The sequence below is a fragment of the Janthinobacterium sp. RA13 genome, assembly GCF_000745325.1.
In the GTDB taxonomy this organism is placed as follows: Bacteria; Pseudomonadota; Gammaproteobacteria; order Burkholderiales; family Burkholderiaceae_D; genus Janthinobacterium; species Janthinobacterium rivuli.
The window spans coordinates 1679273-1702173 of record NZ_JQNP01000001.1 but is presented as its reverse complement, the minus strand read 5'-3'; the positions used below and the strand labels follow the sequence as shown (position 1 = coordinate 1702173).

The window sequence follows — 22901 nt, the reverse complement described above, 5'->3', positions numbered from 1 at the left end:
TGGCCGGCATAACGATTGCAAATGCAATGATTGCAGTAGCAATCGATCATGACGATGTATGCCCACCCTCAGGAGACTGCCATGACCCCATCCCTCGCCGTACCCGATATCGATCCGCAAGAAACCAAAGAATGGCTGGAGGCGATGCAGGCCGTCGTCGCCGTGGAAGGGCGCCCGCGCGCCCATTACCTGATCGACCAGCTTGTCGATATTGATGCCGCGCAGCACGGCGGCATGCACGGCCGCGTCACCACCGCCTATGCCAACAGCATCGCCACGGCGCGCCAGCCCGCTTATCCGGGCGACCTGGCCATCGAGCGCCGCCTGAATGCCTACATCCGCTGGAATGCGATGGTGATGGTGCTGCGCGCGGCCAAACACTCGAACGTGGGCGGCCACATTGCGACTTACCAGTCGGCGGCCGTGCTGTATGACGTCGGCTTCAGCCATTTCTTCCGTGGCCATACGGATCAGTTTGCCGGCGACCTGGTCTACATCCAGGGCCATTCCGCGCCCGGCATCTATGGCCGCGCCTATCTGGAAGGCCGCATCACGGAAGCGCAGCTGGACAATTACCGCCGCGAAGCGGGGCGCGAGGGTTTGTCGTCGTATCCGCATCCCCGGCTGATGCCCGACTTCTGGCAATTTCCCACCGTCTCCATGGGACTGGGACCGCTGACGGCCGCCTACCAGGCCCGTTTCATGCGCTACCTCGAGTACCGCGACTTGAAGCCGCACCAGGGCCGCAAGGTGTGGGCTTTCCTTGGCGACGGCGAGATGGACCAGCCGGAATCCCTGGCCGCCATTTCCCTGGGCGGCCGCGAGCGCCTCGATAATCTGATCTTTGTCGTCAACTGCAACCTGCAGCGTCTGGACGGTCCCGTGCGCGGCAACAGCAAGGTCATCCAGGAGCTGGAGGGCACGTTCCGCGCGGCGGGCTGGCATGTCATCAAGGTCATCTGGGGCAGCGGCTGGGATGCTTTATTGCAGAGCGATACGAGCGGTTTGTTGCGTCAGCGCATGATGGAATGCGTGGACGGCGATTACCAGACCTTCAAATCGCAGAATGGCGCGTATGTGCGCGAGCATTTCTTTGGCAAGTATCCGGAACTGCTGGCGCTGGTGGCGCACATGACGGATGACGACATCTGGCAGTTGACGCGCGGCGGCCACGATCCCGAAAAAGTCCACGCCGCGTATGCGGAAGCCGTGCGCACGACTGGCCGGCCCACCGTGATCCTGGCCAAGACCGTCAAGGGCTTTGGCATGGGCGAGGCGGGCGAAGGGCAGAACATCAATCATCAATTGAAGAAAATGAGCGCCGACGCCGTGCGCGCGTTCCGCGACCGCTTCGCGCTGCCCGTCAGCGATGCCCAGCTGGAAGAGATGCCGTATCTGAAACCGGCGCCGGACAGCGAGGAAGCGCGCTACTTCGCTGCGCGCCGGGCACAGCTGGGCGGTTATATTCCCGCCCGCATCAGCAAGGTGGCGCCCCTGCCGATACCGCCGCTGTCCGCGTTCGCCACCCAGCTCAAGGATAGCGGCGAGCGGGGCGTGTCCACCACCATGGCCTTCGTGCGCATCCTCGGTACCCTGCTGAAAGATCCCGCCTTGAGCAAGATCATCGTGCCCATCGTGCCGGACGAATCGCGCACCTTCGGCATGGAAGGGCTGTTCCGCCAGATCGGCATCCATTCCTACCTGGGCCAGTTGTACACGCCGCAGGACGCGGGCCAGCTCAGCTACTACAAGGAAGCCAAGGATGGGCAGATCTTGCAGGAAGGCATCAACGAATCGGGCGCCATTTCCTCCTGGATCGCCGCCGGCACGTCGTACAGCAACCATGGCCTGGCCACTATTCCGTTCTACATCTTCTATTCGATGTTCGGCTTGCAGCGCGTGGGCGACCTGGCGTGGGCGGCGGCCGATGCCCGCACGCGCGGCTTCCTGCTGGGCGCCACGTCGGGCCGCACGACCTTGATGGGGGAGGGACTCCAGCACGACGATGGCCACAGCCACGTGCTGTCGTCCGTGATTCCCAACTGTTTTTCCTACGATCCTACCTATGCCTACGAGCTGGCCGTCATCATCCACGACGGCATGCGCCGCATGTTTGCCGAGCAAGAAGATATTTTCTATTACATCACCTTGCTCAACGAAAACTATCCGCACCCGGCCATGCCGGCAGGCGCCGAGGCGGGCATCCTGCAGGGCCTGTACCTGCTGCAGGAAAGTCCGGCAGCACTCATGGCAACCACGCCGCGCGTGCAGCTGATGGGCAGCGGCTCCATCCTGCGCGAAGTGCTGGCCGCCAGCGTGCTGCTGCAGCAGGATTTCGGCGTGGCGGCCGACGTGTGGAGCGCCACCAGCCTGACGCAAGTGCGGCGCGACGGCCTGGCCGTGCAGCGCTGGAACATGCTGCACCCGGACAGTGAGCCGCGCGTGCCGTATATCGCGCAATGCCTGGCTGGCCGGCAAGGCCCGGTGGTGATCGCCACCGATTACATGAAGATCGTGGCCGACCAGGTGCGCCCCTTCGTGCACGACCGGCGCTTCCTTGCCCTGGGCACGGATGGCTTCGGCCGCTCCGATACGCGCGAATCCTTGCGCACCTTTTTTGAAGTGGACAGTCATTTCATCGTGCTGGCCGCCCTGACGGCGCTGGCCGATGGGGGCCAGCTGCCGCGCAGCAAGATTGGTGAGGCTATCGCCAGATACGGCATCGACGTGGGAAAACTCGATCCCGCGTCCGTGTAACTTTTTGAGGAGTGATCATGAAACTGTATTACGCAACGGGAACGTGTTCTTTGTCGCCGCACATCGTGGCCATCGAGGCGGGCATTGCGCTGGAGCTGGAAAGAGTTGATATTCGCAAGATCCCGCGCGTCACGGAAACGGGCGCCGATTACGCGCAGGTGAATCCGAACCTGTACGTGCCGGCGCTGGCGCTGGACGATGGCACCATCTTGCTGGAAGGCACGGCCATCGTGCAATACCTGGCCGACCTGGCGCCGGCCAGCGGCCTGGCGCCGCCGCCCGGTTCCCTGGCGCGTGTGCAGCTGCAATCGTGGCTGGGTTTTATTGCCACCGAGCTGCACAAGGTGTTCAGCCCCTGGCTGTTCCACCCGGAATACGGCACGCAGGCGCAGGACGTGGCCCGCTCGCGCCTGGCCGCACGCCTCGACTATGTGGAGCGGCAACTGGCGGCCGGCGGGCCATATCTGCTGGGCGAGCGTTACTCCATCGCGGATGCCTATCTGTACACCATCCTCAGCTGGTCGGCGCACACCAAGGTGGACTTGTCGGCCTTCCCGCAAGTGCGGCGCTTGATCGAGCGCGTCGGCGAGCGTCCCGCCGTGCAGCAGGCCTTGCGCGAAGAGGAGGGCAGATATTGATAAAACATATTTCTATCATCACAACATAGAATTGGATGAATATGCTGCGATGCGGCATCATTCACCTGTCTCCTCTACTTCCTCACAGGAATTAGATTCAGCCCGCTCCCGCAGCGGGCTTTTTTTTGCCCATTTTTAAGGTGCAAAGCTGCGCACGCTTGCTTGCCATCATCGCCATCGTGTTGCTTTTGTGCATGCTAAACTGGGCCTTCCCCAGACCAAGGTTTTTGATGCTTCCATTATTTCGCCACACGCTGGAGTCCACGCCGATCCTCGCCTTGTTTCTCGTCATCGGCGCCGGTTATGCGCTGGGGCGCATCAGCGTGTTCGGCTTTTCGCTGGGCGTGGGCGGCGTGCTGTTCGCGGGGCTGGCGCTGGGCGCCTTTGCTCCCGGTTCCGTGCCGCCGCCGATGGTCGGCTCCATCGGCTTGCTGCTGTTCCTGTATGGCATCGGCGTGCAGTATGGCGTGCAGTTTTTCGCCGGCTTGCGCGGTGCGGGGCAGAAACACAATCTGATCGCCTTTGTCTCCGTCATGGGCGGCCTGGCCGTGTCCGTCTGGGGCGGGCAGTGGATCGATATCTCGCTGCGCATGGCCAGCGGCGTGTTTGCCGGCGCCATGACCAGCACGGCCGCCCTGCAGGCGGCGCTGGAAGCGTCGCACGGCAATGGCGACGCGGCCGTCGGCTATGCCGTCGCGTATCCGTTCGGCGTGGTCGGCCCCATGCTGGGCCTGTACCTGGCCGGGCGGATACTAAAACCCGTGCTGACGCCGCCGCCGGCGCCCATCGTCGTCTCCGAAATCACCATCGACGCAGCCACATTGGCGGGCGCGGCCCTGTCCGAACTGGCCGATGGTCCGCTGGCGGGCGTACAAGTCATCGGCGTGCGCCAGGGCCACCAGAACCGCTTGCCCGATCCGGGCCTCGTGCTGGGCGTGGGCGACGCGCTGATGGTGTCGGGCACGGTGGCGGGTGTGGAAGCGGCGCGCACGGCGCTGGGCCACCTGGATCCGGGCCGGCTGATGAAGGACCGCAGCGCGTTCGACGGCACGGAGGTGTTCGTGTCGGACGCGGAAATCGTCGGCGTGCCCCTGGGCGAGTTGAATTTGGCGAAAGATTTTCCCCTGCAGATCGCTTTCATCCGCCGCGGCGACGCCATGATCCTGCCGCACCCGTTCCTGACGCTGGAGTTTGGCGACAGGGTGATGGCCATCGCGCCAGCCAAACATGCGGCCGACGTGCGCAAGCTGTTCGGCAACTCCATCACGGCCACGGCCGAGTTCAGCTATGTCTCGCTGGGCATGGGCATGGTCCTGGGTGTGCTGCTGGGCCTGGTGCCGATTCCCTTGCCATGGATAGGCTCGTTCAGCCTGGGCCTGGCCGGCGGCCCGCTGGTGATGGCGCTGATTCTGGGCCGCCTGGGCCGAGTCGGCAAGATCAGCTGGCGCCTGCCCCTGTCGGCCAACCTGGTCATGCGCAACTATGGCTTGACGATTTTCCTCGCCTCCGTGGGCATGGCGTCCGGCTTGCCTTTCGTGCAGCAAGTGGGCGCCGACGGCTTGCCCATGCTGGCGCTCGGCGCCGTGACGGTGCTGGTGGTGGTGGCGCTTGTCGTCATCCTCGGCAAGGTCTTCCTGCGCCTGCCGTTTCCCGAGTTGCTGGGCATCGCGGCCGGCGCCACGGGCAACCCGGCCGTGCTGGTGTTCGCCAACCGCCTGGCCAAGTCGGACCGGCCGAACCTCGGCTACGCCATGATTTTCCCCAGCATGACCATCGTCAAGATCGTGGCCGTGCAAGTGCTGCTGCACTTGTATGGCTGATGGCGGCCAGCGTCAATCGCTTGCAGCGCCAGGCTGCTTGCTGGCTTCCATAAAGCGGATGCCAAACGACAGCAGCAAGGCGGCCGCGGCAAATCCTGCGGCAAGCCACAGGTTGGCGGACAGGCCCAGCCTGTCCACGGCCTGGCCACCGGTCCACGCCCCGAGCGCAATGCCGATATTGAAGACGCCCACATACAGCGCGGCGACGATCTCCACGGCGCCGGGCGCCGCCTTCAGCATCAAAGTCATCAGGCCGACCGATACGCCACCGTAAGCCAGTCCCCAGGTCAGCAATGCCACGCCGCCGCCGATGCCCGAGTCGCCGACGGCCAGGAACAGCAGCGGCGTGAGCAGCAGGCCGCCCGAGATGGCGATGATGGTCGTCGCCGTGCGCCGCGAGGCCATGACACCGGCCAGGAAGTTTCCAAGGATGCCAGCGAAGCCATAGGCAAACAGCAGTGCGCCCAGCCATTGCGCATCGAACCCCGACACGGACAGCAGTAGCGGACGCACGAAGGTAAAGGCCATGAAATGGCTGCTCACCAGCAACAGGGTCAGAAGCAGCCCCGCTTGCAACCGCCTGTTGCGCAGCTGCTTGCCGAATTGGCGCCAGGTCGTCGAAGCGGCAGCGGGCAGGGCGGGAATGACGGCCAGGTGCAGCGCCAGTACCAGGCCGCTGAACAGTGCCATGACGCCGAAAGCCCAGCGCCATCCTGCGAGGTCGCCGATGTGTGCGCCTAGCGGCACGCCCAGCACGGAAGCGGCCGCCACGCCACCGAAGATGACCGACGTTGCCAGCCCAACCGAGCGGGCAGGAACCAGCCGGGAAGCGAGGCCGCCGGCGATGGCCCAGATGCCGCCCATGCAGAAACCGACGAGTACACGTGCCGCCAGCATCCACTCCATGTTCTGCGCCAGGGCCGAAGCAATGTTTGCGATCACCAGGAGTGTCAGCAAACCACAGAGTATTTTGCGCCTGTCCAGGCTACCCGATGCGAGCACGACCAGCGGCGCAAACATGGCCGCTAATAGTGCTGGCAGCGAGATCATCAGGCCGGCCGTTCCCGTGGAGGTGTCCAGTGTGTCGGCAATCGGCGTCAGCAGGCCGACCGGCAGCATTTCCGTCGTCACGACGGAAAAAGTAGCCATGCCGACAGCGGTGACCGCCAGCCACAGGTGGCGGGTAGAAGTTTCTGCGGCAGCGCAGGAAGACGTACTCATGGTGCATATCCTTCATTGATCATTTGATAAACGGCGCAGCCCTGCTTGCAATGGAGATACGTCGCAGTGATAATACATACATCGCGTATGAATAAGTATATATACATACGCACTGTATGTAAACAATCATGCGCTACGTATGTAAGGAGAGAGAAATGGTTCGCCGCACCCGTGTGGAAATGGAAGAAACCCGCGCCTCGTTGCTGGCCACGGCCCGCAAAGTGTTTAGCGAGCGCGGTTATGCCGACACGTCGATGGACGACCTCACCGCCCAGGCAGGGCTGACGCGGGGTGCGCTGTACCATCACTTCGGCGACAAGAAGGGCTTGCTGCTGGCGGTGGTCGAGCAGATAGACGCGGAAATGGATGGCCGCCTGCAAGCCATCTCCGACGGCGCCGCAGACTTGTGGGAAGGCTTTCGCAGCCGCTGCCGTGCCTATCTGGAGATGGCCCTGGAACCGGAAATTCAGCGCATCGTCTTGCGCGATGCCAGGGCGGTCCTGGGCGGCGCTTCACCGGACTCGCAGCGCCATTGCCTCGAGTCGATGCAAGGGCTTATCCAGCAGCTGATTCACCAGGGCATCGTGGCCGACGCTTGCCCACAGGCACTGGCTGCGCTGATCTACGGTAGCCTGGCGGAAGCGGCGTTCTGGATCGCAGACGGCGACGAAGGCAATGCGCGCCTGATAAAAGCAGTTGCGGCATTGGAATTGCTGTTGCGGGGGCTATTAGTTCAAAGGTAATGGCGAAAAGTGGCATGGCTTCGCGATGAACCTTGAGCCTGTGTAAAACCGCTGGTGCCGCTCCCAATCTGTTGTACAATCCTTGAGAACGGTCGTGCTTTTTTGTGCGCTGAGCTTCCTTGCGTGCAGTCATCACGGCAACCGATAAGAACAAGGAGACAGACATGGACCTGCATTACACGGCCGAGGAGAGCGCCTTCCGCGACACGGTGCGCGCCTTCCTCGATACCCATTTGCCGGCGGACTTGCAGCGCAAGGTGCGCCAGCATCTGCGCCTGAACCGCGACGATTACGTGCGCTGGCACAAGATTGTCGCGCAACAAGGCTGGGCCGCGCCGGCCTGGCCCGTCGAACATGGCGGCACGGGCTGGACAGCCGTGCAGCGCCACATCTGGGAAGACGAGTGCGCGCGCGCCGCCACGCCACCGATCCTGCCCTTCGGCGTCAACATGGTGGCGCCCGTCATCATGGCCTTCGCCAGCGCCGAACAAAAAGCATATTATCTGCCGCGCATTTTGAATTGCGACGACTGGTGGTGCCAGGGTTACTCCGAGCCGGGCGCCGGGTCCGACCTCGCTTCGCTGAAAACCACGGCCCAGCGCGACGGCGACCATTACATCGTCAACGGCCAGAAAACCTGGACGACGCTGGGCCAGCACGCGGACATGATCTTTTGCCTGGTGCGTACGGATAGCACGGTGCGCAAGCAGGAAGGCATCAGTTTCTTGCTGATCGACATGAAAACGCCGGGCATCACCGTGCGTCCCATCATCATGCTCGATGAAGAACATGAAGTGAACGAAGTCTTTTTTGATAACGTGCGCGTGCCCGTCAGCAACCTGGTGGGCCAGGAAAACAAGGGCTGGACCTACGCCAAGTATCTGCTGGGCCACGAGCGCACGGGCATCGCCGCCGTCGGCCGCTCCAAGCGCGAGCTGACTTTCCTCAAGCAGCTGGCCATGCAACAAACCAAGCGCGGCGCACCGCTGCTGCACGATCCCGCGTTCGCCGCCAAGGTCGCCACCCTGGAAATTGAATTGATGGCGCTGGAAATGACGGTCTTGCGTGTCATCAGCGACGAAGGCAAGGGGCCGGGACCGCAGGCATCGATGCTGAAGGTGCGCGGTTCGGAATTGCAGCAGCAACTGACGGAACTGATGGTGGAAGCCATCGGCCCGCAAGCCTTGCCGTTCGACCCGGCATTTCTGGACGGCAGCGCGCCGCACAGCGCTGGCGGCGACGACCTGGCTGCGCCGCTGGCCGCGTATTACTTCAATTACCGCAAGACATCGATCTATGGCGGCTCGAATGAAATCCAGAAAAACATCATCACGCAGATGATCCTGGGCCTGTAAGCCAGAAGGAGACGACATGGACTTTCATTTTAATCAGGAACAGCAGCAATTCGCCGACGCGCTCAGGCGCTGGGTCGACAAGGATTACCGCTTTGAAACGCGGCAAAAAATTATCCATTCCGCCACCGGCACGTCCGATGCCGCCTGGGCCACCCTGGCCGAGCTGGGCATGACGGCCTTGCCGCTGCCGGCCGGCGCGGGCGGCTTCGACGGCACGGCCGTCGACATGCTGCTGGTGATGCAGGAACTGGGCCGTGGCCTGGTGGTCGAACCGTATTTCGCCACCGTACTCGGGGCGCGCTTTTTGAGCCTGGCGGGCGGCCACGATGGCGTGCTGGAACAGGTCGCCAGCGGCAGCCTGAAGCTGGCCTGCGCGCTCGGTGAGCGCCAGTCGCGCCACGAACTCAATGATATTGCCGCCACGGCGACAAGCCGAGGCGACGGTTTCGTGCTCGACGGCGAGAAAACCGTCGTCATCCATGGCGCGCAGGCGGGCGCGCTGATCGTGTCGGCGCGCAGCAGCGGCGGCCAGATGGAGACGGACGGCATTTCGCTGTTCCTCGTACCTGTTGACGCGCCCGGCGTTTCCGTGCGCGACTACCGCACCATCGATGGCCAGCGCGCCGCCACCGTCACCCTCGTGCAAGTGGTGCTGGGCCACGACGCCTTGATCGGCCAGGCGGGGCAGGGCTGGTCCGTGCTCGACGCGGCCGTCGATTACGGCGCCGCCCTGTTGTGCGCGGAAGCCGTGGGCGCCATGGACGCCATCTTCGCCGCCACCCTGGAATACCTGAAGACGCGCCAGCAGTTCGGCGCGCCGATCGGCAAGTTCCAGGCCCTGCAGCACCGCATGGCCGACATGTTCATCCACCTGGAGCAGGCCCGTTCGATGGCCATGCTGGCCGCCGCCAAGGTCGACAGCGACGATGCGTCCGAGCGGCGCCGCACGGTGTCGGCCGCCAAGGCGCGAGTGGGACTGGCCGCTACCTTTGTCGGCCAGCAAGCCGTGCAATTGCATGGCGGCATGGGCGTCACCGACGAATTGCCCGCCGCTCACCATTTCAAGCGCCTTGCCATGATCGCCCTGACCCTGGGCGACGTGGACCATCATATCGAGCGCTTTATCGCCCAGCCGGGCTTCTTGCCGACGGAGACCGCATGACCGCATCGCCTGCCACCACGCCGAAACACTGGTATTTCGAAGACTTTACGCAAGGCCTGGAAATCGACCTGGGCCAGCGCCACGTAACGGAAAAGGAAATCATCGCTTTTGCCACGGATTTCGATCCGCAGCCATTCCACGTCGACCATGCGGCCGCCGAAAAGACCATCTTCAAGGGCGTCATCGCCAGCGGCTGGCATACCTGCGGCATGATGATGCGCCTGGTGGTGGACAATCTGCTCAAGCATTCGTCCAGCATGGGCTCGCCCGGCCTGGACAGCATCCGCTGGCTCAAACCCGTGCGCGCGGGCGACACCTTGCAACTGACCTACCAGGTCAAGGAAGTGCGTCCATCCACATCAAAGCCGGATCGCGGCATCGTCATTTCCGTGTGGAGCGTGCGCAACCAGCATGGCGAAGTGGTGACGACAGTGGAAGGCATGGGCATGTTCGGCCGCCGTCCGGCAGGCGAAAACCATGCGTGACATCGCCGGCATCGCCGGTTTCCAGGCCCTGGCGGGACAGCACGTGGCCGTTTCCGACTGGCTGACCATCACCCAGCAGCGCATCGACACCTTTGCCGACGCCACGGACGACCATCAGTGGATCCATGTGGACGCCGAACGCTGCGCGCGTGAGTCGCCATACGGCTGCACCGTGGCGCACGGCTTCCTGACCTTATCGCTGCTGCCGGCCATGTTGCAGGGAGCGCTGCACATGGCCGGCATCCGCATGGCCATCAACTATGGCCTGAATAAAGTGCGCTTTCCCGCCCCCGTGCCTGTCGGCAGCCGCCTGCGCGCACGGCTCGATATCCTCTCCGTCGACAACTTGCCGGAAGGCGCGCAAGTGAACTGGGCCGTCACCATGGAGCGCGAAGGCGACCCGAAACCCGTGTGCGTGGCGGAGTTTTTGATGCGCTGCTATCCCTGATCACTCTCCCTCCGACGCGCAATACCTGTCCCGCCCCGTATGCTTGGCGCGGTACAGCAGGGCATCGGCGGCGCGGATCAGGGCGCTGGGGTCCATGCCTTCCGTGGGCATGATGCTGGCCATGCCCAGGCTGACGGTGACGTGCGGGCCGACGCTCGATCTGGCGTGGGCAATTTCCAGTGCGCGCACTTCGTCGAGGATGCGCTGGGCCACCACTTCGGCGCCGTCGCGTGTTTCCTGCGGCAGCAGGATGATGAATTCCTCGCCGCCATAGCGCGCCAGCAGGTCGGGCGGGCGCACGGCGCAGCGGCGCAGGGCGGCGCTCACCTGCTGCAGGCACAGGTCGCCCGCCTGGTGGCCATACGTATCGTTGTAATCCTTGAAGTGGTCGATATCGGCCATGATCAGGGCCATCGGCACGCCGTCGCGCGCGCAGCGCCGCCATTCGCTGTCCATCGTGTCGTTGAAGCTGCGCCGGTTGGCCACGCCCGTGAGCGAATCCGTCAGCGACAGTTCGCGCATGGCGTCGGCTTGCCGCTTGATGGTCAGCTGGCTGCGCACGCGGGCGCGCACGACGGCCGCGTTGAACGGTTTCGTGATGAAATCGACGGCGCCCGCTTCCAGCGCCCGCGTCTCGTCTTCGGGCTGGTTCAGGGCCGTGACGAAAATGACGGGAATGGCGCTGAGGATGGCCGATTCGCGCAGCGCGCTGCAGACGGCATAGCCATCCATGCCGGGCATGACGGCGTCGAGCAGGATCAGGTCCGGCAGTTGATTATGCGCAATTTCCAGCGCCTTTACACCGCTCAGGGCGAACAGCACGTCGTGTTCCTCGCGCAGCAGCTGGTGCAGGATCTGGATGTTTTCCATGGCGTCATCGACGATGAGGATGCGCCCGTTCATGGCAAGGTTGGTCCAGCTCACTTGTTTTCCTCTCGTTTCAGCTGATCGAGCACGAGTTTTTCCGCCTCGGCAAAATTCAGCGTTTCAATCGCATGTGCCATCGCCAGCGCCGCTTCCCGGTCCGACTGTTGTATGGCGGGGTGCAGGGCCTGAAATTGCGCCAGCGCTTTCAGGTTGTTGTTGTGGATCAGGACCAGCAGCTCGGACAGGCCGGCGTGCAGGTCGACGGGCGCGCCCCCGGGCGCGGCCGCTGCCGGCTGGCTGCGCCGTACGGGCGAGGGCAGGGTGCGCGCCGCTTCGATGACTTCGGCCATCGCCTGTTCCAGCCGTCCCAGCAAGGTGGCCGCGGCGTGCGGTTGCCCCGTTTTCAGCGTTTTTTCCGTCTCGGCGGCCAGGCTGGCGATCTGCGTGGCGCCCAGGTTGGCCGCCACGCCGCACACGCGGTGCAGCAGTAGCGCCGCCTGCTGCAGATGGCCGGCGGCCAGCAGGCGCCGCGTTTCCTCGACGGCGTCGCCTTGCGAATTCTCAAAGCGCTTGAGCAGGGCCAGGAAGGCGCCGTAGTCGCCGCCGAAACGGTGCAGGGCCGCCGCCAGGTCGATGCCGGGCACCGTGGCCGGCAAGTCCGGCGTCTGCGTGGCGGCATCGGCTGCCTGGACGGCGCCGTCGCCGGAACCCAGGGGCGCGCGCACCAGCCGGGTCAGGGTCTCGATCATCTCGTCGACATCGATGGGCTTGGCCACATGCGCATTCATGCCGCTGGCGATGGCGCGCAGACGGTCTTCATCCATGGCATTGGCCGTCATGGCGATGATGGGCAAGTCCGGCAAGCCCAGGGCGCGGATGGCCAGGGTGGCGTCGTAGCCATTCATGACGGGCATCTGCAAATCCATCAGCACCACGTCCCAGGCGTTGGGCGTGCTGGCGAGCAAGTCGACGGCCAGCCTGCCATTGGCGGCCACGGCCACGCGCGCGCCCGAGTGCAGCAGGATGTACTGCGCCACTTCCTGGTTGATTTCATTGTCTTCCACCAGCAGCACGCGCATGCCTGTGAGCAAACCCGACAAGGGCGTGGACACGGGCAGCACGGATGGCGCGCTGCGGCCATTGCGGCCATCCCGCACGGCGGTGACGGCCGCCAGCAGGCGCGCCGGAGTGGCCGGTTTCGAGACGATGCCGGCCAGCATCAGGCTGTCGGCCAGGCGTTCGAGGTTCTCGCTGTCCTGGTCGGCCACCAGCATGATCACCGGCGGCAGCGCCAGGTGTTCGTCGGCGCGCGCCTCGGTGAGCATGGAAATGCCATCCATGCCGGGCATGGCCGCGTCGAGCAGCACCATATCCACGTGAGCGGCCGCCTGCAAGCCGTCCAGGCCGCTGGCGTGGTTGCGCAGCAGGGCCAGGCCGGCCGCGCCGCTGTCGGCGCTGCGGCTGTGCCAGCCCTGCGCCGCGCACCAGTCTTCCAGCATGGCGCGCACGCTGGCGTTGTCGTCGATGATCAGCAGCGACAGGGCCTTGGGCACACCCTTGCCGGACGGCTCGGGCGGCGGCGCCACCTTCTCGAAGCGGCAGCTGAAGCGGAAGTCGGAACCCTGTCCCAGCGTGCTTTTCACGCTGAGGGTGCCGCCCATCAATTCCACCATGCGCCGGCAGATGGCCAGCCCCAGTCCCGTGCCGCCGTATTTGCGGCTGGTGCCGCTGTCGCCCTGGGAAAACGCGTCGAAGATGCGTTCCTGCTCGGCCGCGCCGATGCCGATGCCCGTGTCGCGCACGGAAAACGCGAGGGTGGCGCTGGCCGCATCCTCGGCCTCCATGCCGATGCTCAGCACCACTTCGCCATGCGCGGTGAACTTGACGGCGTTGCCCATCAGGTTGATGAGGATCTGTTCCATGCGCAGGGCGTCGCCGATCAGTTCGTCCGGCACGCCGGGATCGAGCACGAACACGGGCTCCACGCCGCGCGCCCAGGCGCTGCTGGCCAGCAAGACACCCACGCTGCCCAGCATGCGTTCGAGCTGGAAGCGGCGCTGCTCGAGCACCATCTGCCCCGCCTCGATCTTGGAAAAATCGAGCACGTCGTTGACGATGTTGAGCAGCGACTGCGTCGCCATCTGGATCTTGCCGACATAGCTGCGCTCGCGCCGTTCCAGCGGCGACTCTTCCAGCAGGCGCGCCAGACCGATGATGGCGTTCATCGGCGTGCGGATTTCATGGCTCATGTTGGCGACGAATTCGCTCTTCGCGATACTGGCCGCCTCGGCCTTGTCGCGCGCGCGCACCATCTGCTCGTTGAGCTCGTGCAGGCGCAATTCCGTGCGCTTGAGCTCGGACACGTCCGAGGCCAGCACGAAGAAGCCGCGCACGCCGCCGCTGTCGTCGAAATCGGGGATGTAATTGGTCCACGTGTGGCATACCTGGCCGCCGGGATCGAGCAGGTCGCGCTCGAAGCTTTGCGGCCGGCCCGCCAGCACGCCCTCGACGTGGGGCGCATACACGTCGAACAGTTCCTGCCCCAGCAATTCGCTCATGTGGATGCCGGCCAGCTCGGCGCTGCTACGGCCAAACCATTCGTTATAGAATTTATTTGCAAATAGGCAACGCAAATCGGCGCCCCAGTACGACACCATGCCGGGCAGGTTGTCGGTGACGGTGCGGATGAAACGCTCGTTCTGTTCCAGGCGCCAGGTGGTGGCGTGCAGCACCTCGGTGGCGCGCTTGCGTTCCGTGATGTCGATCGAGACCCCCAGCACATGGCTGGGGCGCCCCGCATCGTCGCGCAAGACCACCTTGCGCGTGGTGAAGTGGCGCGTGGTGCCATCGGCCGTATTGATCGCCTCCTGTTCGATTTCCACCATCTGCCCCGTGGCCAGCAGCTTGCGGTCGGCGCTGACGAAGGCGGACGCCTGCTGCGGCGGGAAGAAATCATGGTCCGTCTTGCCCAGCAATTGCTCGCGCGAGCGTCCCAGGGTGAGTTCCGCGTGGCGGTTGATCATTTCAAAGCTCAGCTTGTCTGCGCGCTTGACGAAGACCATGGCCGGGATGTTTTCAATGATGGTGCCAAACAGGTGTTTCGAGCGGCGAAATTCCGCTTCGCTGCGCTTGCGCTCGGTAATGTCCAGCCACAGGCCCGATACGCCCAGCAACTGCTGTTCCGGGCCAAAAATCGGGTGGTAGGAGACGATCCAGTGACTGATCTGCTCGCGCTGCTGGCCGCTATGGCCTTGCAATTCCATGTCGACGATGGGCTGCCCCGTCCCGAGGACCTGGCGCACGCAGCGTTCCACCTCGGCGCGCACGGCGTCGTCGAACAGCATGGCGCCCACGGGACGGCCCAGGTGCTGCGCCACGCTGGCCCCGTTGATGGTGGCCAGGTAGTGGTTGATCATGACGATGCGCAAGTCCAGGTCCACGAACAGCATGCCGATCGGCGCCGTCGCGTACACGGTTTCCAGCAGGCGCGTGGATTTTTCCAGGGCCAGCGTGCGCTCGGCCACCAGGCTTTCAAGCTGCGTGCGGTGGCGCCGCAGGTCGCGTTCCAGCGCGCCCAGGGCGCTGGCCATGTCGGCCGATTCGCGGTCCGCGTGCTTGTTCGACAGCAGCGGTTTGCCTTGCGCCAGCGCATGGATTTGCTGCGTCAGTTCCTGCAAGGTGTGCGCCAGGCGACCGCCCACGCGCCAGGCCAGGGCAAAGCCGGCGCCCAGCAGCAGCGCCAGGATGACCGAACCCGTGACTACCGAGCGCAGCAGGGCTTCGGCCACCGTGCTGGTGGGCATGGTGACGGCTACCGTCCAGGCGGCGTCCGGGGCGCGGCGAAAGCCCGTGTACACGTCGATGCCTTCCAGGGTGGCATGGCGCAGCACGCCTTCGCGCGCCTGGCGTATCTGTTCCAGCAGGGGCGCCGCAGTGCGCTGGCCCACATAGCGCTGCGGCGCCAGGGTGCGCGCCACGTTGATGCCGTCGGCATTGATGATGGCCGCGCCCAGGTAGGCGGGCAGGTGCAGTTCGCGCAGCAACACGGACAGGTAGTCGGGCGGGTACAGGGCCGTCAGCACGTAGGCGGCTCCCTGTTTGCGCGGCAAGGGCAGGTTCAGGGCCAGCTGCGGCACGCTGTCGGGTATCCTGGCCAGGCTGGTCAGCCGCGGCTTGCCGTAGTCGCGCGTGCGCTCCATGCTGGCGGCCCATTTTTGCGGCAGGGGCGGCGGCGCCTGGCTGGCGGGCAAGGTCGTATTGATCAGCTGGCGGCCCTTGGCGTCGGAAACGATGAAGGCGCTGACGGCCAGGCCCGGCTGCAGCAGGCTGGCGGCCAGGACACGCAGGGCGCCGATGTCGTCGGCTTGCAGGGCGGGCGAGCCGGCCAGGATCTGCGCGGCCATCTGGGCGCCGTTCAGGTCGCGTTCGACGGCGGCCGCGACGGCCCGCGCCGCCTGCGCCGTTTCGCTGACAACATGGTCGCGTTCGCGCGTGTAGCTTTGCGCCACGAGCAGGAGAAACACGAGCGCCGTCGGAATGACCCAGGCGAGCACCAGCCATGAAATTCTTGAGCGTATCGAAGGCAAATCTTGCACCCGGAAAGCTCCCAGAATGGATGAGTCGACAGGCAGGCTCACGCTGGCGCTGGCTGACCTTGAATGAAAAGATGCTAGACGAAATTGATTGTTCTGACAAGCCTAGTTTCCGGCATGGAAAAAAGGTTGCGCAAGGCATACAGAAGAGGGGGAATGCCCCTCCCGCCGTGGCGGCGGGAGGGCAATGCAGCTTACGGGACCACGGTCAGCGCGTCGACATCGATTTCCGGGCTTTCCATGAAGTCTTTTTCCACTTCGCCGCGGATTTCCACGCGGGTCTTGGCGTCGATCTTGCGATTCATGAAGACCTTGTCGTCGATGTCCACGCGGATTTCCGCCGTGCCGTCGGAGAAGGTGTATTTCTCGTTGCCGACTTTGCGCAGCAAATGGCCGCGCAGCACGACGGCCTGGTCGTCGACGGGGTTTTTCAGGATGGCGGCCACATTGCTGGGCGCGGCCGGGCCGGCCGTCGGGCCCACGTATTGGGCGTGCGCGCTGCCGGCCAGCAAGGCGCAGGCGGCGGCCAGGGAAACGATGAGTGTGCGGTGCAGTGACATGGTATTCCTTTGATAGTGACTGGAGGCTCAGAAAAAGACGGCGGTGCGGGCAATGATAGCACCGGCATTGCCATAGGGCATGTTCGCCCGGACGCTGCCCGTGCCAGCCACGCCATCGTCGAGTTTGCTGTCGATCTGCTCCGCGTAGCTCTCGGGCAAGTTATCGAAACGGATGCCGTTGCCGGCCCGGCCGCCCACTTCATCGTTGTACAGGTAGACGGCGCCGCCCTGGGCGCTGGTCATGAATTGCGAGGTGCCGTTGAATGAGCCGGTAATAAAACCGCCCAGCGCCAGGTGCTGCGGCGCCAGGGTGAATTCGCGCGGCTGGCCGTCGCCGATCTGGCCGTCGCCATTGCCGTTGCCGGCTGAATTGGGCACGTGCACGGTGCCCTGGAGATCGTCGCCGGGCAGAGCGCGGAACTTGTCCTGGTAGGCGTTGACGGCGGCCGTCAGCGCGTTCGATTGCTGGATGATGTTCTTCACCTTGGCGCTGTCGATCAAGCCTTGCCCCTTGAGCACGCCACCGAGCAGCAGGCCGATGATGACCAGGACGATGGCGATTTCTACGAGCGTAAAGCCGTGCTGGCGGCGTGGGGGCATGGGATTTCCTTGGAAAAAAGTGCTACAGCTTGAGATGGCAGTTTACTGCAATTGGTGCCCGATGCGCATGGCATTTCAGGTGGCGGCTCATGGAGTGGCCTGTGCTTTCTTCCTGGCCAGTTCGTCGAGCCGGCGCGCGAGGAAAGCCAGTTCGTGCGGGTCATTGATCTGGCCGCTGGCGAGCAAGCCGCCGATCACCAGGCGGGCGCCGTCGAGCTGGTCCATGTCTTCCAGGATGAACGCTTCCATCTCGCGCACCCACGGCGGCACCTGCGGCCCCGTCGCCAGCCGCCGCAGCATGCGCGCATAGCCGAGCGCCAGCGGCAAGTCGTGCAATTGGTGCTTTGCCACCAGCACGGCCTGCGCCATGGCGGGCCAGCGGCGCCGCGGGTCGGCCGCGAAGCTGGCGGCGACAAAATCGAGCATGCGGCGCGCGCGTTGCGGGTCGGCCACGCCGGCATACACCTCGCCGGCGGCCACCAGCGCGTATTGGCTGCGCGGATCGAGCGTTTGCGCCGTCTCCAGCCAGCCGGCCAGGCGGTCATAATCGAGTTCGCGCCACGGCAGGCTGACGCCGGCCTGGTCTTCGAACGATTGCAGGTATAGCAGCATGGCTTTCGACATGGCCAGCGGCTCGCCCAGGCTGGCCAGACGCGCCACACCAGCCGGCGGCGCGGCGGGCAGGGGGCGTGCCTGGGCGGGAGCGTGCTGCTGCGCCAGACGCCAGCCCAGCTGCAATAACAGGCAAGCCGCCAGCAGCCAGCACACGGGGCGCGGCACGCTGGTCCACGGACGCTGGCTGGTCGCGGCCATCAGATGTTCCTGCGGTAAAAGTCGCACAATGCGCAGCTGGCCAGCAAGGCCACATAGATGCCGGTTTGCGCCGCCACATTGAGCAGCGCCTGCCAGTCGCCGGTGGCGTACAGCAGCCATTCCGTGCGCGTAAACGCGTCCAGGCGGGGCAGCAGCAGGGCCAGCACATCGATGGCGCCGGCCGTGGCCCGTTGAGCCAGGGAATCTCCCGCCTGCGGGCCATGCGCCAGCAGTTGCAGGCTGCCCAGCATGCGCGCCAGTACGTAGAAGCCGCCCGTGGCGGCCAGCGCCGGCAGGGCTTGCTGCAGGCTGGCCGCGCACAGCAGGCTGAAGGCGGCGACGATCCACAATTCACCCAGCAGCGACAGCGCCCACAGCGCGCTTTGCGCGGGCGCGGCGAACGGCGCCATCAACAGGCCGAACAGCACGGCGGGTATGGCCGCCAGCGTGCCATAGCCCAGCAGTTTGCCCAGCAGGTAGGCGGCGCGCGGCATGGGCAGCGCCAGCAGCAGTTCCAGGCCCCGGTCGGCCGCTTCGCGCGCCATGCTGGTGATGATGAAGGTAGCCAGCAGGAAAACGCCGGCCAGGCGCAGGGTGGCCGCCAGCAGGGCCGCCTGCACGGCGCCGCTTTCCGTCAGTGCCAGTTGCTGCAGGAAGCCGGCCAGGGCGGCCGCGCCGCAGGCGGCCAGCAGGAACAGCCACGGCAGGCGGCTGCGCAGCGCTTCGAGCAGCGTGTAGCGGGCGATGGTGAGCGAGGGCAGGAGCATGGGCATCAGCGGGGCAGCCTTTGCGCGGCCACCATGCGGTTGAACAGGATGTTCGGCGACAACCAGGCGACGATATCGTCGAACTCGCCGCCCGGCTGCTGCGGGCCGCTGGCGGCGCGGCTGATGACGGTGGTGGCGTTCGAAGCATTGTTGCGCTCGTCGACATTGTTGCCGAAAGGCACAGCCTGGCGCTGGCCCTGCGCGCTGGTGGCGCCGAAACCGTTCTTGCCGTGCGACATGATCATCGCGGGGATGTCGTTCAAGGCCGTCGCCTGCAGCAGCGCGCCGCCGTTGCGCGTGACGATGCTGATGTCGCGCGGCGTGGACAGGCTGAAAAGCTGGCCGCTGTCGCTGAAGGCCGGCGTCACGCTGTAGCGCAGCAGATTGTTCCAGCTGTCGCCCTGGCGCAGCCCCAGGGTGGCCCAGGGCAGGAAGCCGGCGCGTTTTTCGCCCGTGCAGCGCGTGCCGCGCCGGTCTTCCAGGCCGCTCATGGAGGAGATGGCGGGACAGGGCAGGTAGCCGTAGCGCAACGCGTAGCCGGTCAGCGCTTCCTTCGCTTCATTGAGCGCTTGTTGCGTCTCGGCCACCTTGCGCTGCTCCAACTGCACCGTCAAGGGCGTGACCAGGCCGCCGATCATGAGGCCCACGATGACGAGCACGATGGCGATCTCGATCAGGGAAAAGCCGCCCTGGCGGCGCGGATGGCGAGCGTTCATGGCAGGTTGCGCGCGGCGCGCATGCGTTGGTACAGGGTGGGCAAGGTAATCCAGGTCAGCATGTCGTCAAAGGCGCCGCCTGGCAGCGCGGCATTGCCGGTGGCGGGGCGGGCAATGAAGCCGCGGCTGGCGCGGTCGTTGGCCGCTTCGTCGATATTGCCGCGTGCCATATTGATCTGCATCACGCCGCTGGCGGCCGTGCCGTAATGCTCCTTGCCTTGCGAGAACAGCACGACAGGCAGGCATTGGGCGCTGACGTCGCACAGTGCCTGGCCCGCCACGAAGGCAAGTTCGCCGCGCGAACCGCGTTCAAGCACGACCCTGTTGGCGATGGCGGAAAACGAGACGATGGGGGCGCGCGCCATTTCCGGCGTGACGCTGTAGCGCAGCAGCTTGCCCCAGGCATCCACGCCGTCCACGCCCAGCGCCACCCACGGCAAAAAGCCGCTGCAGGCGGCATCGTCGGCGCAGTCGGCGGCCCGTTCGCGCCCGTCGAGGGCGGAGGCGGCCGGACGGGGCAGGCGGCCATTGGCCGCCGCAAAGCCCAGCAAGGCCTCGCGCGCCTGCGCCAGGGTGGCCAGGGTGCGCTGCTGGCGTTCTGCCTCGCCCGTGTTGCGGCCAAAAGCGCTGATCAGCAGGCTGGCCGCGCCCAGGCCCAGCACGGCCACCAGCAGGAGCAGGGCGGCGCCGCGCTGGCGACGAGCTTTCCGTGGCGTCATGGCGGGGTCTCCTGCACTTCGGTGACCGTGCCGCTGGCCGGATCGTAGCGCTGGCCAGGTTTCAGCAGTACCACCTGGCCGTTCGACAGGCGCAGGGTCAAGGTGCCGGGTTTGTCACGGGCAAGGCGGTTGTGCGGCTCGTTCTGCGCTTCCTGGTTCAGCCACACGGTGGAGCGGCCGCTGCTGCGCACCACCACGCCATTCAATTCCACGGGCGGGGCGGGCGGTGGCGGGGGCGGTGGCGCCGCCAGGGCCGGATCGGGTGGCGGCGGCCCGTAGCGTTGCGTGTCGAGCTGGGCGCGCTGCTGGGGCGACAGGAACAAGCGCCCCAGCTGCTGTGCCTGTGCATGGAGAGTGGGCGCGGCGCCGGCCAGCAGCGCGCACAGGACGAGAGCGTACCTCATGGCGGCCCCGCCACGGCCAGACTGTTGACGGTCAGCCACAGTAGCTCGCATTCGGCGCCCAAAGTGGGTGCTGCCGCGCCGCCAGCCCCGGCTGCGCCATGGCGCTTGAGCGTGCATTCCTGCACGGCGAAATAGCCGGCCTGGCGCAAATCGTCAAACAGGTTCAGCAAATCCATCTCGTGCAGCAAATCCATCTGCAGGCGCATGCGGCTGCCGCGCAAATGATATTGCCCCATCACCATCGGCAACGGCACTTGCAGCCCTTGCTGGGGACTGATGTCATAGCTGATTGGCAGCAGCTTGCGCTGTTCCTGGCTGCGGCGGATGGCGTCGATCCAGGCCAGGCGGTTTTCCTCGCCGATCAGGCCGCGCTGGCGCAGCGCCAGGAATTGCGGTTCGTAGGCGCGGATTTCCTGCTTTTCCGCTTCCGCGTGGTTGAACAGGGTGGCCGCCGCCGCGCGCGTGTGCTGGGCCAGGTACAGCCGTTGCGCTTCGCGCGTGCGATAGGCGGTGCTCAGGCTCAGCAGTACCACGCCGGCCAGCAAGGTCAGCGCAAAGCACAGCATGGCGCCGCGCACCAGGCGCAGTTCGCCCAGCCAGGCGGGCAGGGTGCGCGCAGGCGTGCTTGTCCGCTGCATGCCGGGCAGGGGCGGCTGCTTGACGGGGCCGCTCATGGCTGCCACTCCAGCAAGAGGGTAAAGCGGGCCTGGCTGTCCGGCGCCGGCGCGGCGCTCTTGCCGGACAAGGCCACGCTGGGACGCAAGTCGAGCGGCGTTTCCTCTATCCTTACCTGCATGCCCGGCTGGCGCGCCAGGGTTTGCGCAAACGCCGTGATGGCGGCCAGCGCGGCGCGGTAGTCATTGTTCGGCATGGCCACGTCCGCTTCCAGGCGCAGCGCCTGCGGCGGGGCGACGGGGATGCCGGCCAGGCTGCTGCCCAGCGGGCGACCGCTTTCCGTCTGCGGCGCTTGCTGGCTGCCGCTCGTGCGCGCCGGGGGCGGTCCCGCGTTCCAGTGCAGCTGGCCCAGCTGGATTTGCGGCGCCTGGTCCAGCGCCGCGCTCAGCAGGCCCAGCAGGCGGCCCGGTTCCGGCGCCTGGCTGGCGATCATCTGGCCCAGAGTGACGGCCACTTTCATGTTCTGCGTCCTGGCCGGCGCCGGCGGCTGCGTCGACATGACGCTGCGGTAGCGCTCCTGGTAGGACGCCGTTTCCTGCGCCAGCCGTTGCGTGGCGGCACCATCGGCGATGCCGCCCAGCAGATTGATCACGCACCACAGGGCGGCCGACGCGCCGATCAGCGCGCTGGCGCCAAACAGCGTCTTGCGCGCGCGCTGGAAGTGGTAATAGCGGGTCAGCGCGCCGGGCGGATAGTGGCTGGCCGGCGGATGCTTGCCCAGCAAGGTCAGCAGCAATGCATCGGCCAGCGCCGGCGTCTGGCGCAAGCCCACTCGTGCGCCGGCCTGTTGCAGGTCGATGAAGTGATACGCCACTTCGACGCCGTTGTCGCACAACAATTCAAGCTTGGCGATCTGCGCGGCTGGCGCCAGGATGACGGTATTGAGCAGGTCGCCGCGCGCCAGCATGCGCGTGCTGGTGAGAAATTGCCGCGTCTTTTCCGTTTCCAGCGCGATATTCACGGCCACGCCGTCGAGCGCGATGGTGGCCGTCTGGCGCGAAAAGCGCAACTGGCCCTTTTCATAGTAACTTTGCCGCAAGCCGCCCGATTGCTGCGTCACCAGCAGCAAGTGTTCATGCGCGAGCGACAGCTTTTTGACCAGCGCAATACTGAGCAGGCTGGTCGAATAAATGCCGGCCACGGGCACGCGCAAGTGTTCAAGCGCCTCCGTCCACGGCTGCAGCAAGGTGGGGTTGGTCAGGGCGAAAAACAGCACCTGGTCGTCGTGGCGGCCCGTGCTTTCTCGGCCCAGCACGGTGCTGCCCCGGTAGGGCGTGTCGCGGTGCAACTGCTGGCGGCGTCGCTCGAGCAGGGCGCGGCCCGCCTTGCCGCGCACGTGGGGCACGAGCTGATGCTGGAAATCTTCCTCGATCAAGTCCGTCAGCAGGTAGGCGGGCACGCCGAGACGGTGCGCCTGCGGGTCTTCCAGCCACGCGGCGAAGCCGTCCAGCCCGGCCGCGCTGGCGGCGAAGGTCTGGCCCGGGCCCAGCACGCCATGGTCCCAGTCGTAGGCGCACAGGGCGTCGCTGGTGATGTAAAGTAATTGTTTGCGGAACACG

20 protein-coding genes are annotated in these 22901 nt (G+C 65.5%); 8 read left to right on the top strand and 12 right to left on the bottom strand.

From position 1 onward, the window contains the following. Nucleotides 1–81 precede the first annotated feature (81 nt). The 3 genes from aceE to FG13_RS07340 all read left to right on the top strand — a co-directional run bounded on the left by aceE (nt 82) and on the right by FG13_RS07340 (nt 5215). Nucleotides 82–2757, top strand: coding sequence for a pyruvate dehydrogenase (acetyl-transferring), homodimeric type (gene aceE / locus FG13_RS07350; RefSeq protein ID WP_035819732.1), 2676 nt, complete (start codon nt 82–84; stop codon nt 2755–2757). A 17-nt stretch (nt 2758–2774) separates the two neighbouring features. Further along, nucleotides 2775–3395 carry a glutathione transferase GstA gene (gstA, locus tag FG13_RS07345; RefSeq protein WP_035819730.1) on the top strand — a complete coding sequence of 207 codons (621 nt, stop codon included), beginning with the start codon at nt 2775–2777 and terminating at the stop codon, nt 3393–3395. Between the two features lie 230 nt (nt 3396–3625). Next, complete coding sequence (locus tag FG13_RS07340) at nt 3626–5215, top strand: aspartate:alanine exchanger family transporter (protein ID WP_035819728.1); 1590 nt, start codon at nt 3626–3628, stop codon at nt 5213–5215. A gap of 12 nt (nt 5216–5227) precedes the next feature. Here the strand turns inward: FG13_RS07340 and FG13_RS07335 are convergent, their stop codons facing one another. Beyond that, nucleotides 5228–6436 (bottom strand): MFS transporter, encoded by a 1209-nt coding sequence (locus FG13_RS07335; protein ID WP_035819726.1) that lies wholly within the window; start codon nt 6434–6436, stop codon nt 5228–5230. A 155-nt stretch (nt 6437–6591) separates the two neighbouring features. Here FG13_RS07335 and FG13_RS07330 point away from each other — a divergent pair, with 155 nt between their 5' ends. The 5 genes from FG13_RS07330 to FG13_RS07310 all read left to right on the top strand — a co-directional run bounded on the left by FG13_RS07330 (nt 6592) and on the right by FG13_RS07310 (nt 10629). After that, complete coding sequence (locus FG13_RS07330; RefSeq protein ID WP_035819724.1) at nt 6592–7179, top strand: TetR/AcrR family transcriptional regulator; 588 nt, start codon at nt 6592–6594, stop codon at nt 7177–7179. A gap of 164 nt (nt 7180–7343) precedes the next feature. After that, complete coding sequence (locus FG13_RS07325; protein WP_035819722.1) at nt 7344–8534, top strand: acyl-CoA dehydrogenase family protein; 1191 nt, start codon at nt 7344–7346, stop codon at nt 8532–8534. Nucleotides 8535–8550: 16 nt separating this feature from the next. Next, nucleotides 8551–9696, top strand: a complete 1146-nt coding sequence (locus FG13_RS07320; RefSeq protein ID WP_035819720.1) for an acyl-CoA dehydrogenase family protein — start codon at nt 8551–8553, stop codon at nt 9694–9696. Further along, complete coding sequence (locus tag FG13_RS07315; protein ID WP_035819717.1) at nt 9693–10181, top strand: MaoC family dehydratase; 489 nt, start codon at nt 9693–9695, stop codon at nt 10179–10181. Before FG13_RS07320 ends, FG13_RS07315 begins: the two co-directional genes overlap by 4 nt. Then, on the top strand, nt 10174–10629 hold the full coding sequence (locus tag FG13_RS07310; protein WP_035819715.1) for a MaoC family dehydratase: 456 nt from the start codon (nt 10174–10176) through the stop codon (nt 10627–10629). Before FG13_RS07315 ends, FG13_RS07310 begins: the two co-directional genes overlap by 8 nt. Here the strand turns inward: FG13_RS07310 and FG13_RS07305 are convergent, their stop codons facing one another. The 11 genes from FG13_RS07305 to FG13_RS07255 form a co-directional block, all read right to left on the bottom strand. After that, entirely contained in the window at nt 10630–11553 is a 924-nt protein-coding gene (locus FG13_RS07305) for a diguanylate cyclase domain-containing protein (RefSeq protein WP_035819712.1), read from the bottom strand. It lies immediately after the preceding gene. Then, entirely contained in the window at nt 11550–16049 is a 4500-nt protein-coding gene (locus tag FG13_RS07300; RefSeq protein WP_051958715.1) for a PAS domain-containing protein, read from the bottom strand. The genes FG13_RS07305 and FG13_RS07300 overlap by 4 nt, the downstream gene beginning before the upstream one ends. Before the next feature lie 233 nt (nt 16050–16282). Next, entirely contained in the window at nt 16283–16648 is a 366-nt protein-coding gene (locus FG13_RS07295; RefSeq protein WP_035819709.1) for a NirD/YgiW/YdeI family stress tolerance protein, read from the bottom strand. Nucleotides 16649–16675: 27 nt separating this feature from the next. Beyond that, a complete protein-coding gene (locus tag FG13_RS07290) occupies nt 16676–17248 on the bottom strand; it encodes a prepilin-type N-terminal cleavage/methylation domain-containing protein (protein WP_035819706.1) in 573 nt (190 codons plus the stop codon). An 87-nt stretch (nt 17249–17335) separates the two neighbouring features. Continuing rightward, nucleotides 17336–18061: a hypothetical protein gene (locus FG13_RS07285; RefSeq protein ID WP_035819704.1), complete on the bottom strand. Its 726-nt coding sequence runs from the start codon at nt 18059–18061 to the stop codon at nt 17336–17338. Continuing rightward, nucleotides 18061–18834, bottom strand: a complete 774-nt coding sequence (locus tag FG13_RS07280) for an ABC transporter permease subunit (RefSeq protein ID WP_035819702.1) — start codon at nt 18832–18834, stop codon at nt 18061–18063. The genes FG13_RS07285 and FG13_RS07280 overlap by 1 nt, the downstream gene beginning before the upstream one ends. After that, nucleotides 18834–19544, bottom strand: coding sequence for a type II secretion system protein (locus tag FG13_RS07275; RefSeq protein ID WP_035819700.1), 711 nt, complete (start codon nt 19542–19544; stop codon nt 18834–18836). The genes FG13_RS07280 and FG13_RS07275 overlap by 1 nt, the downstream gene beginning before the upstream one ends. Next, nucleotides 19541–20263 (bottom strand): hypothetical protein, encoded by a 723-nt coding sequence (locus tag FG13_RS07270; RefSeq protein WP_035819698.1) that lies wholly within the window; start codon nt 20261–20263, stop codon nt 19541–19543. Before FG13_RS07270 ends, FG13_RS07275 begins: the two co-directional genes overlap by 4 nt. Beyond that, a complete protein-coding gene (locus tag FG13_RS28820; protein ID WP_051958713.1) occupies nt 20260–20667 on the bottom strand; it encodes a hypothetical protein in 408 nt (135 codons plus the stop codon). Before FG13_RS28820 ends, FG13_RS07270 begins: the two co-directional genes overlap by 4 nt. Further along, nucleotides 20664–21341 carry a hypothetical protein gene (locus FG13_RS07260; protein ID WP_235211685.1) on the bottom strand — a complete coding sequence of 226 codons (678 nt, stop codon included), beginning with the start codon at nt 21339–21341 and terminating at the stop codon, nt 20664–20666. Before FG13_RS07260 ends, FG13_RS28820 begins: the two co-directional genes overlap by 4 nt. Beyond that, the gene (locus FG13_RS07255) at nt 21338–22900 is read right to left on the bottom strand and encodes a hypothetical protein (protein WP_035819696.1); all 1563 of its coding nucleotides are present in this window, start codon (nt 22898–22900) and stop codon (nt 21338–21340) included. The genes FG13_RS07260 and FG13_RS07255 overlap by 4 nt, the downstream gene beginning before the upstream one ends. Nucleotide 22901: the final 1 nt, after the last annotated feature.

What these genes read in the sequence shown, in the direction of transcription:
- aceE (WP_035819732.1), top strand. Translation starts at nt 82, where the DNA reads ATGACCCCATCCCTCGCCGTACCCGATATCGATCCGCAAGAAACCAAA.
- gstA (WP_035819730.1), top strand. Translation starts at nt 2,775, where the DNA reads ATGAAACTGTATTACGCAACGGGAACGTGTTCTTTGTCGCCGCACATC.
- FG13_RS07340 (WP_035819728.1), top strand. Translation starts at nt 3,626, where the DNA reads ATGCTTCCATTATTTCGCCACACGCTGGAGTCCACGCCGATCCTCGCC.
- FG13_RS07335 (WP_035819726.1), bottom strand. Translation starts at nt 6,436, where the DNA reads ATGAGTACGTCTTCCTGCGCTGCCGCAGAAACTTCTACCCGCCACCTG.
- FG13_RS07330 (WP_035819724.1), top strand. Translation starts at nt 6,592, where the DNA reads ATGGTTCGCCGCACCCGTGTGGAAATGGAAGAAACCCGCGCCTCGTTG.
- FG13_RS07325 (WP_035819722.1), top strand. Translation starts at nt 7,344, where the DNA reads ATGGACCTGCATTACACGGCCGAGGAGAGCGCCTTCCGCGACACGGTG.
- FG13_RS07320 (WP_035819720.1), top strand. Translation starts at nt 8,551, where the DNA reads ATGGACTTTCATTTTAATCAGGAACAGCAGCAATTCGCCGACGCGCTC.
- FG13_RS07315 (WP_035819717.1), top strand. Translation starts at nt 9,693, where the DNA reads ATGACCGCATCGCCTGCCACCACGCCGAAACACTGGTATTTCGAAGAC.
- FG13_RS07310 (WP_035819715.1), top strand. Translation starts at nt 10,174, where the DNA reads ATGCGTGACATCGCCGGCATCGCCGGTTTCCAGGCCCTGGCGGGACAG.
- FG13_RS07295 (WP_035819709.1), bottom strand. Translation starts at nt 16,648, where the DNA reads ATGTCACTGCACCGCACACTCATCGTTTCCCTGGCCGCCGCCTGCGCC.
- FG13_RS07290 (WP_035819706.1), bottom strand. Translation starts at nt 17,248, where the DNA reads ATGCCCCCACGCCGCCAGCACGGCTTTACGCTCGTAGAAATCGCCATC.
- FG13_RS07285 (WP_035819704.1), bottom strand. Translation starts at nt 18,061, where the DNA reads ATGGCCGCGACCAGCCAGCGTCCGTGGACCAGCGTGCCGCGCCCCGTG.
- FG13_RS07280 (WP_035819702.1), bottom strand. Translation starts at nt 18,834, where the DNA reads ATGCCCATGCTCCTGCCCTCGCTCACCATCGCCCGCTACACGCTGCTC.
- FG13_RS07275 (WP_035819700.1), bottom strand. Translation starts at nt 19,544, where the DNA reads ATGAACGCTCGCCATCCGCGCCGCCAGGGCGGCTTTTCCCTGATCGAG.
- FG13_RS07270 (WP_035819698.1), bottom strand. Translation starts at nt 20,263, where the DNA reads ATGACGCCACGGAAAGCTCGTCGCCAGCGCGGCGCCGCCCTGCTCCTG.
- FG13_RS28820 (WP_051958713.1), bottom strand. Translation starts at nt 20,667, where the DNA reads ATGAGGTACGCTCTCGTCCTGTGCGCGCTGCTGGCCGGCGCCGCGCCC.
- FG13_RS07260 (WP_235211685.1), bottom strand. Translation starts at nt 21,341, where the DNA reads ATGAGCGGCCCCGTCAAGCAGCCGCCCCTGCCCGGCATGCAGCGGACA.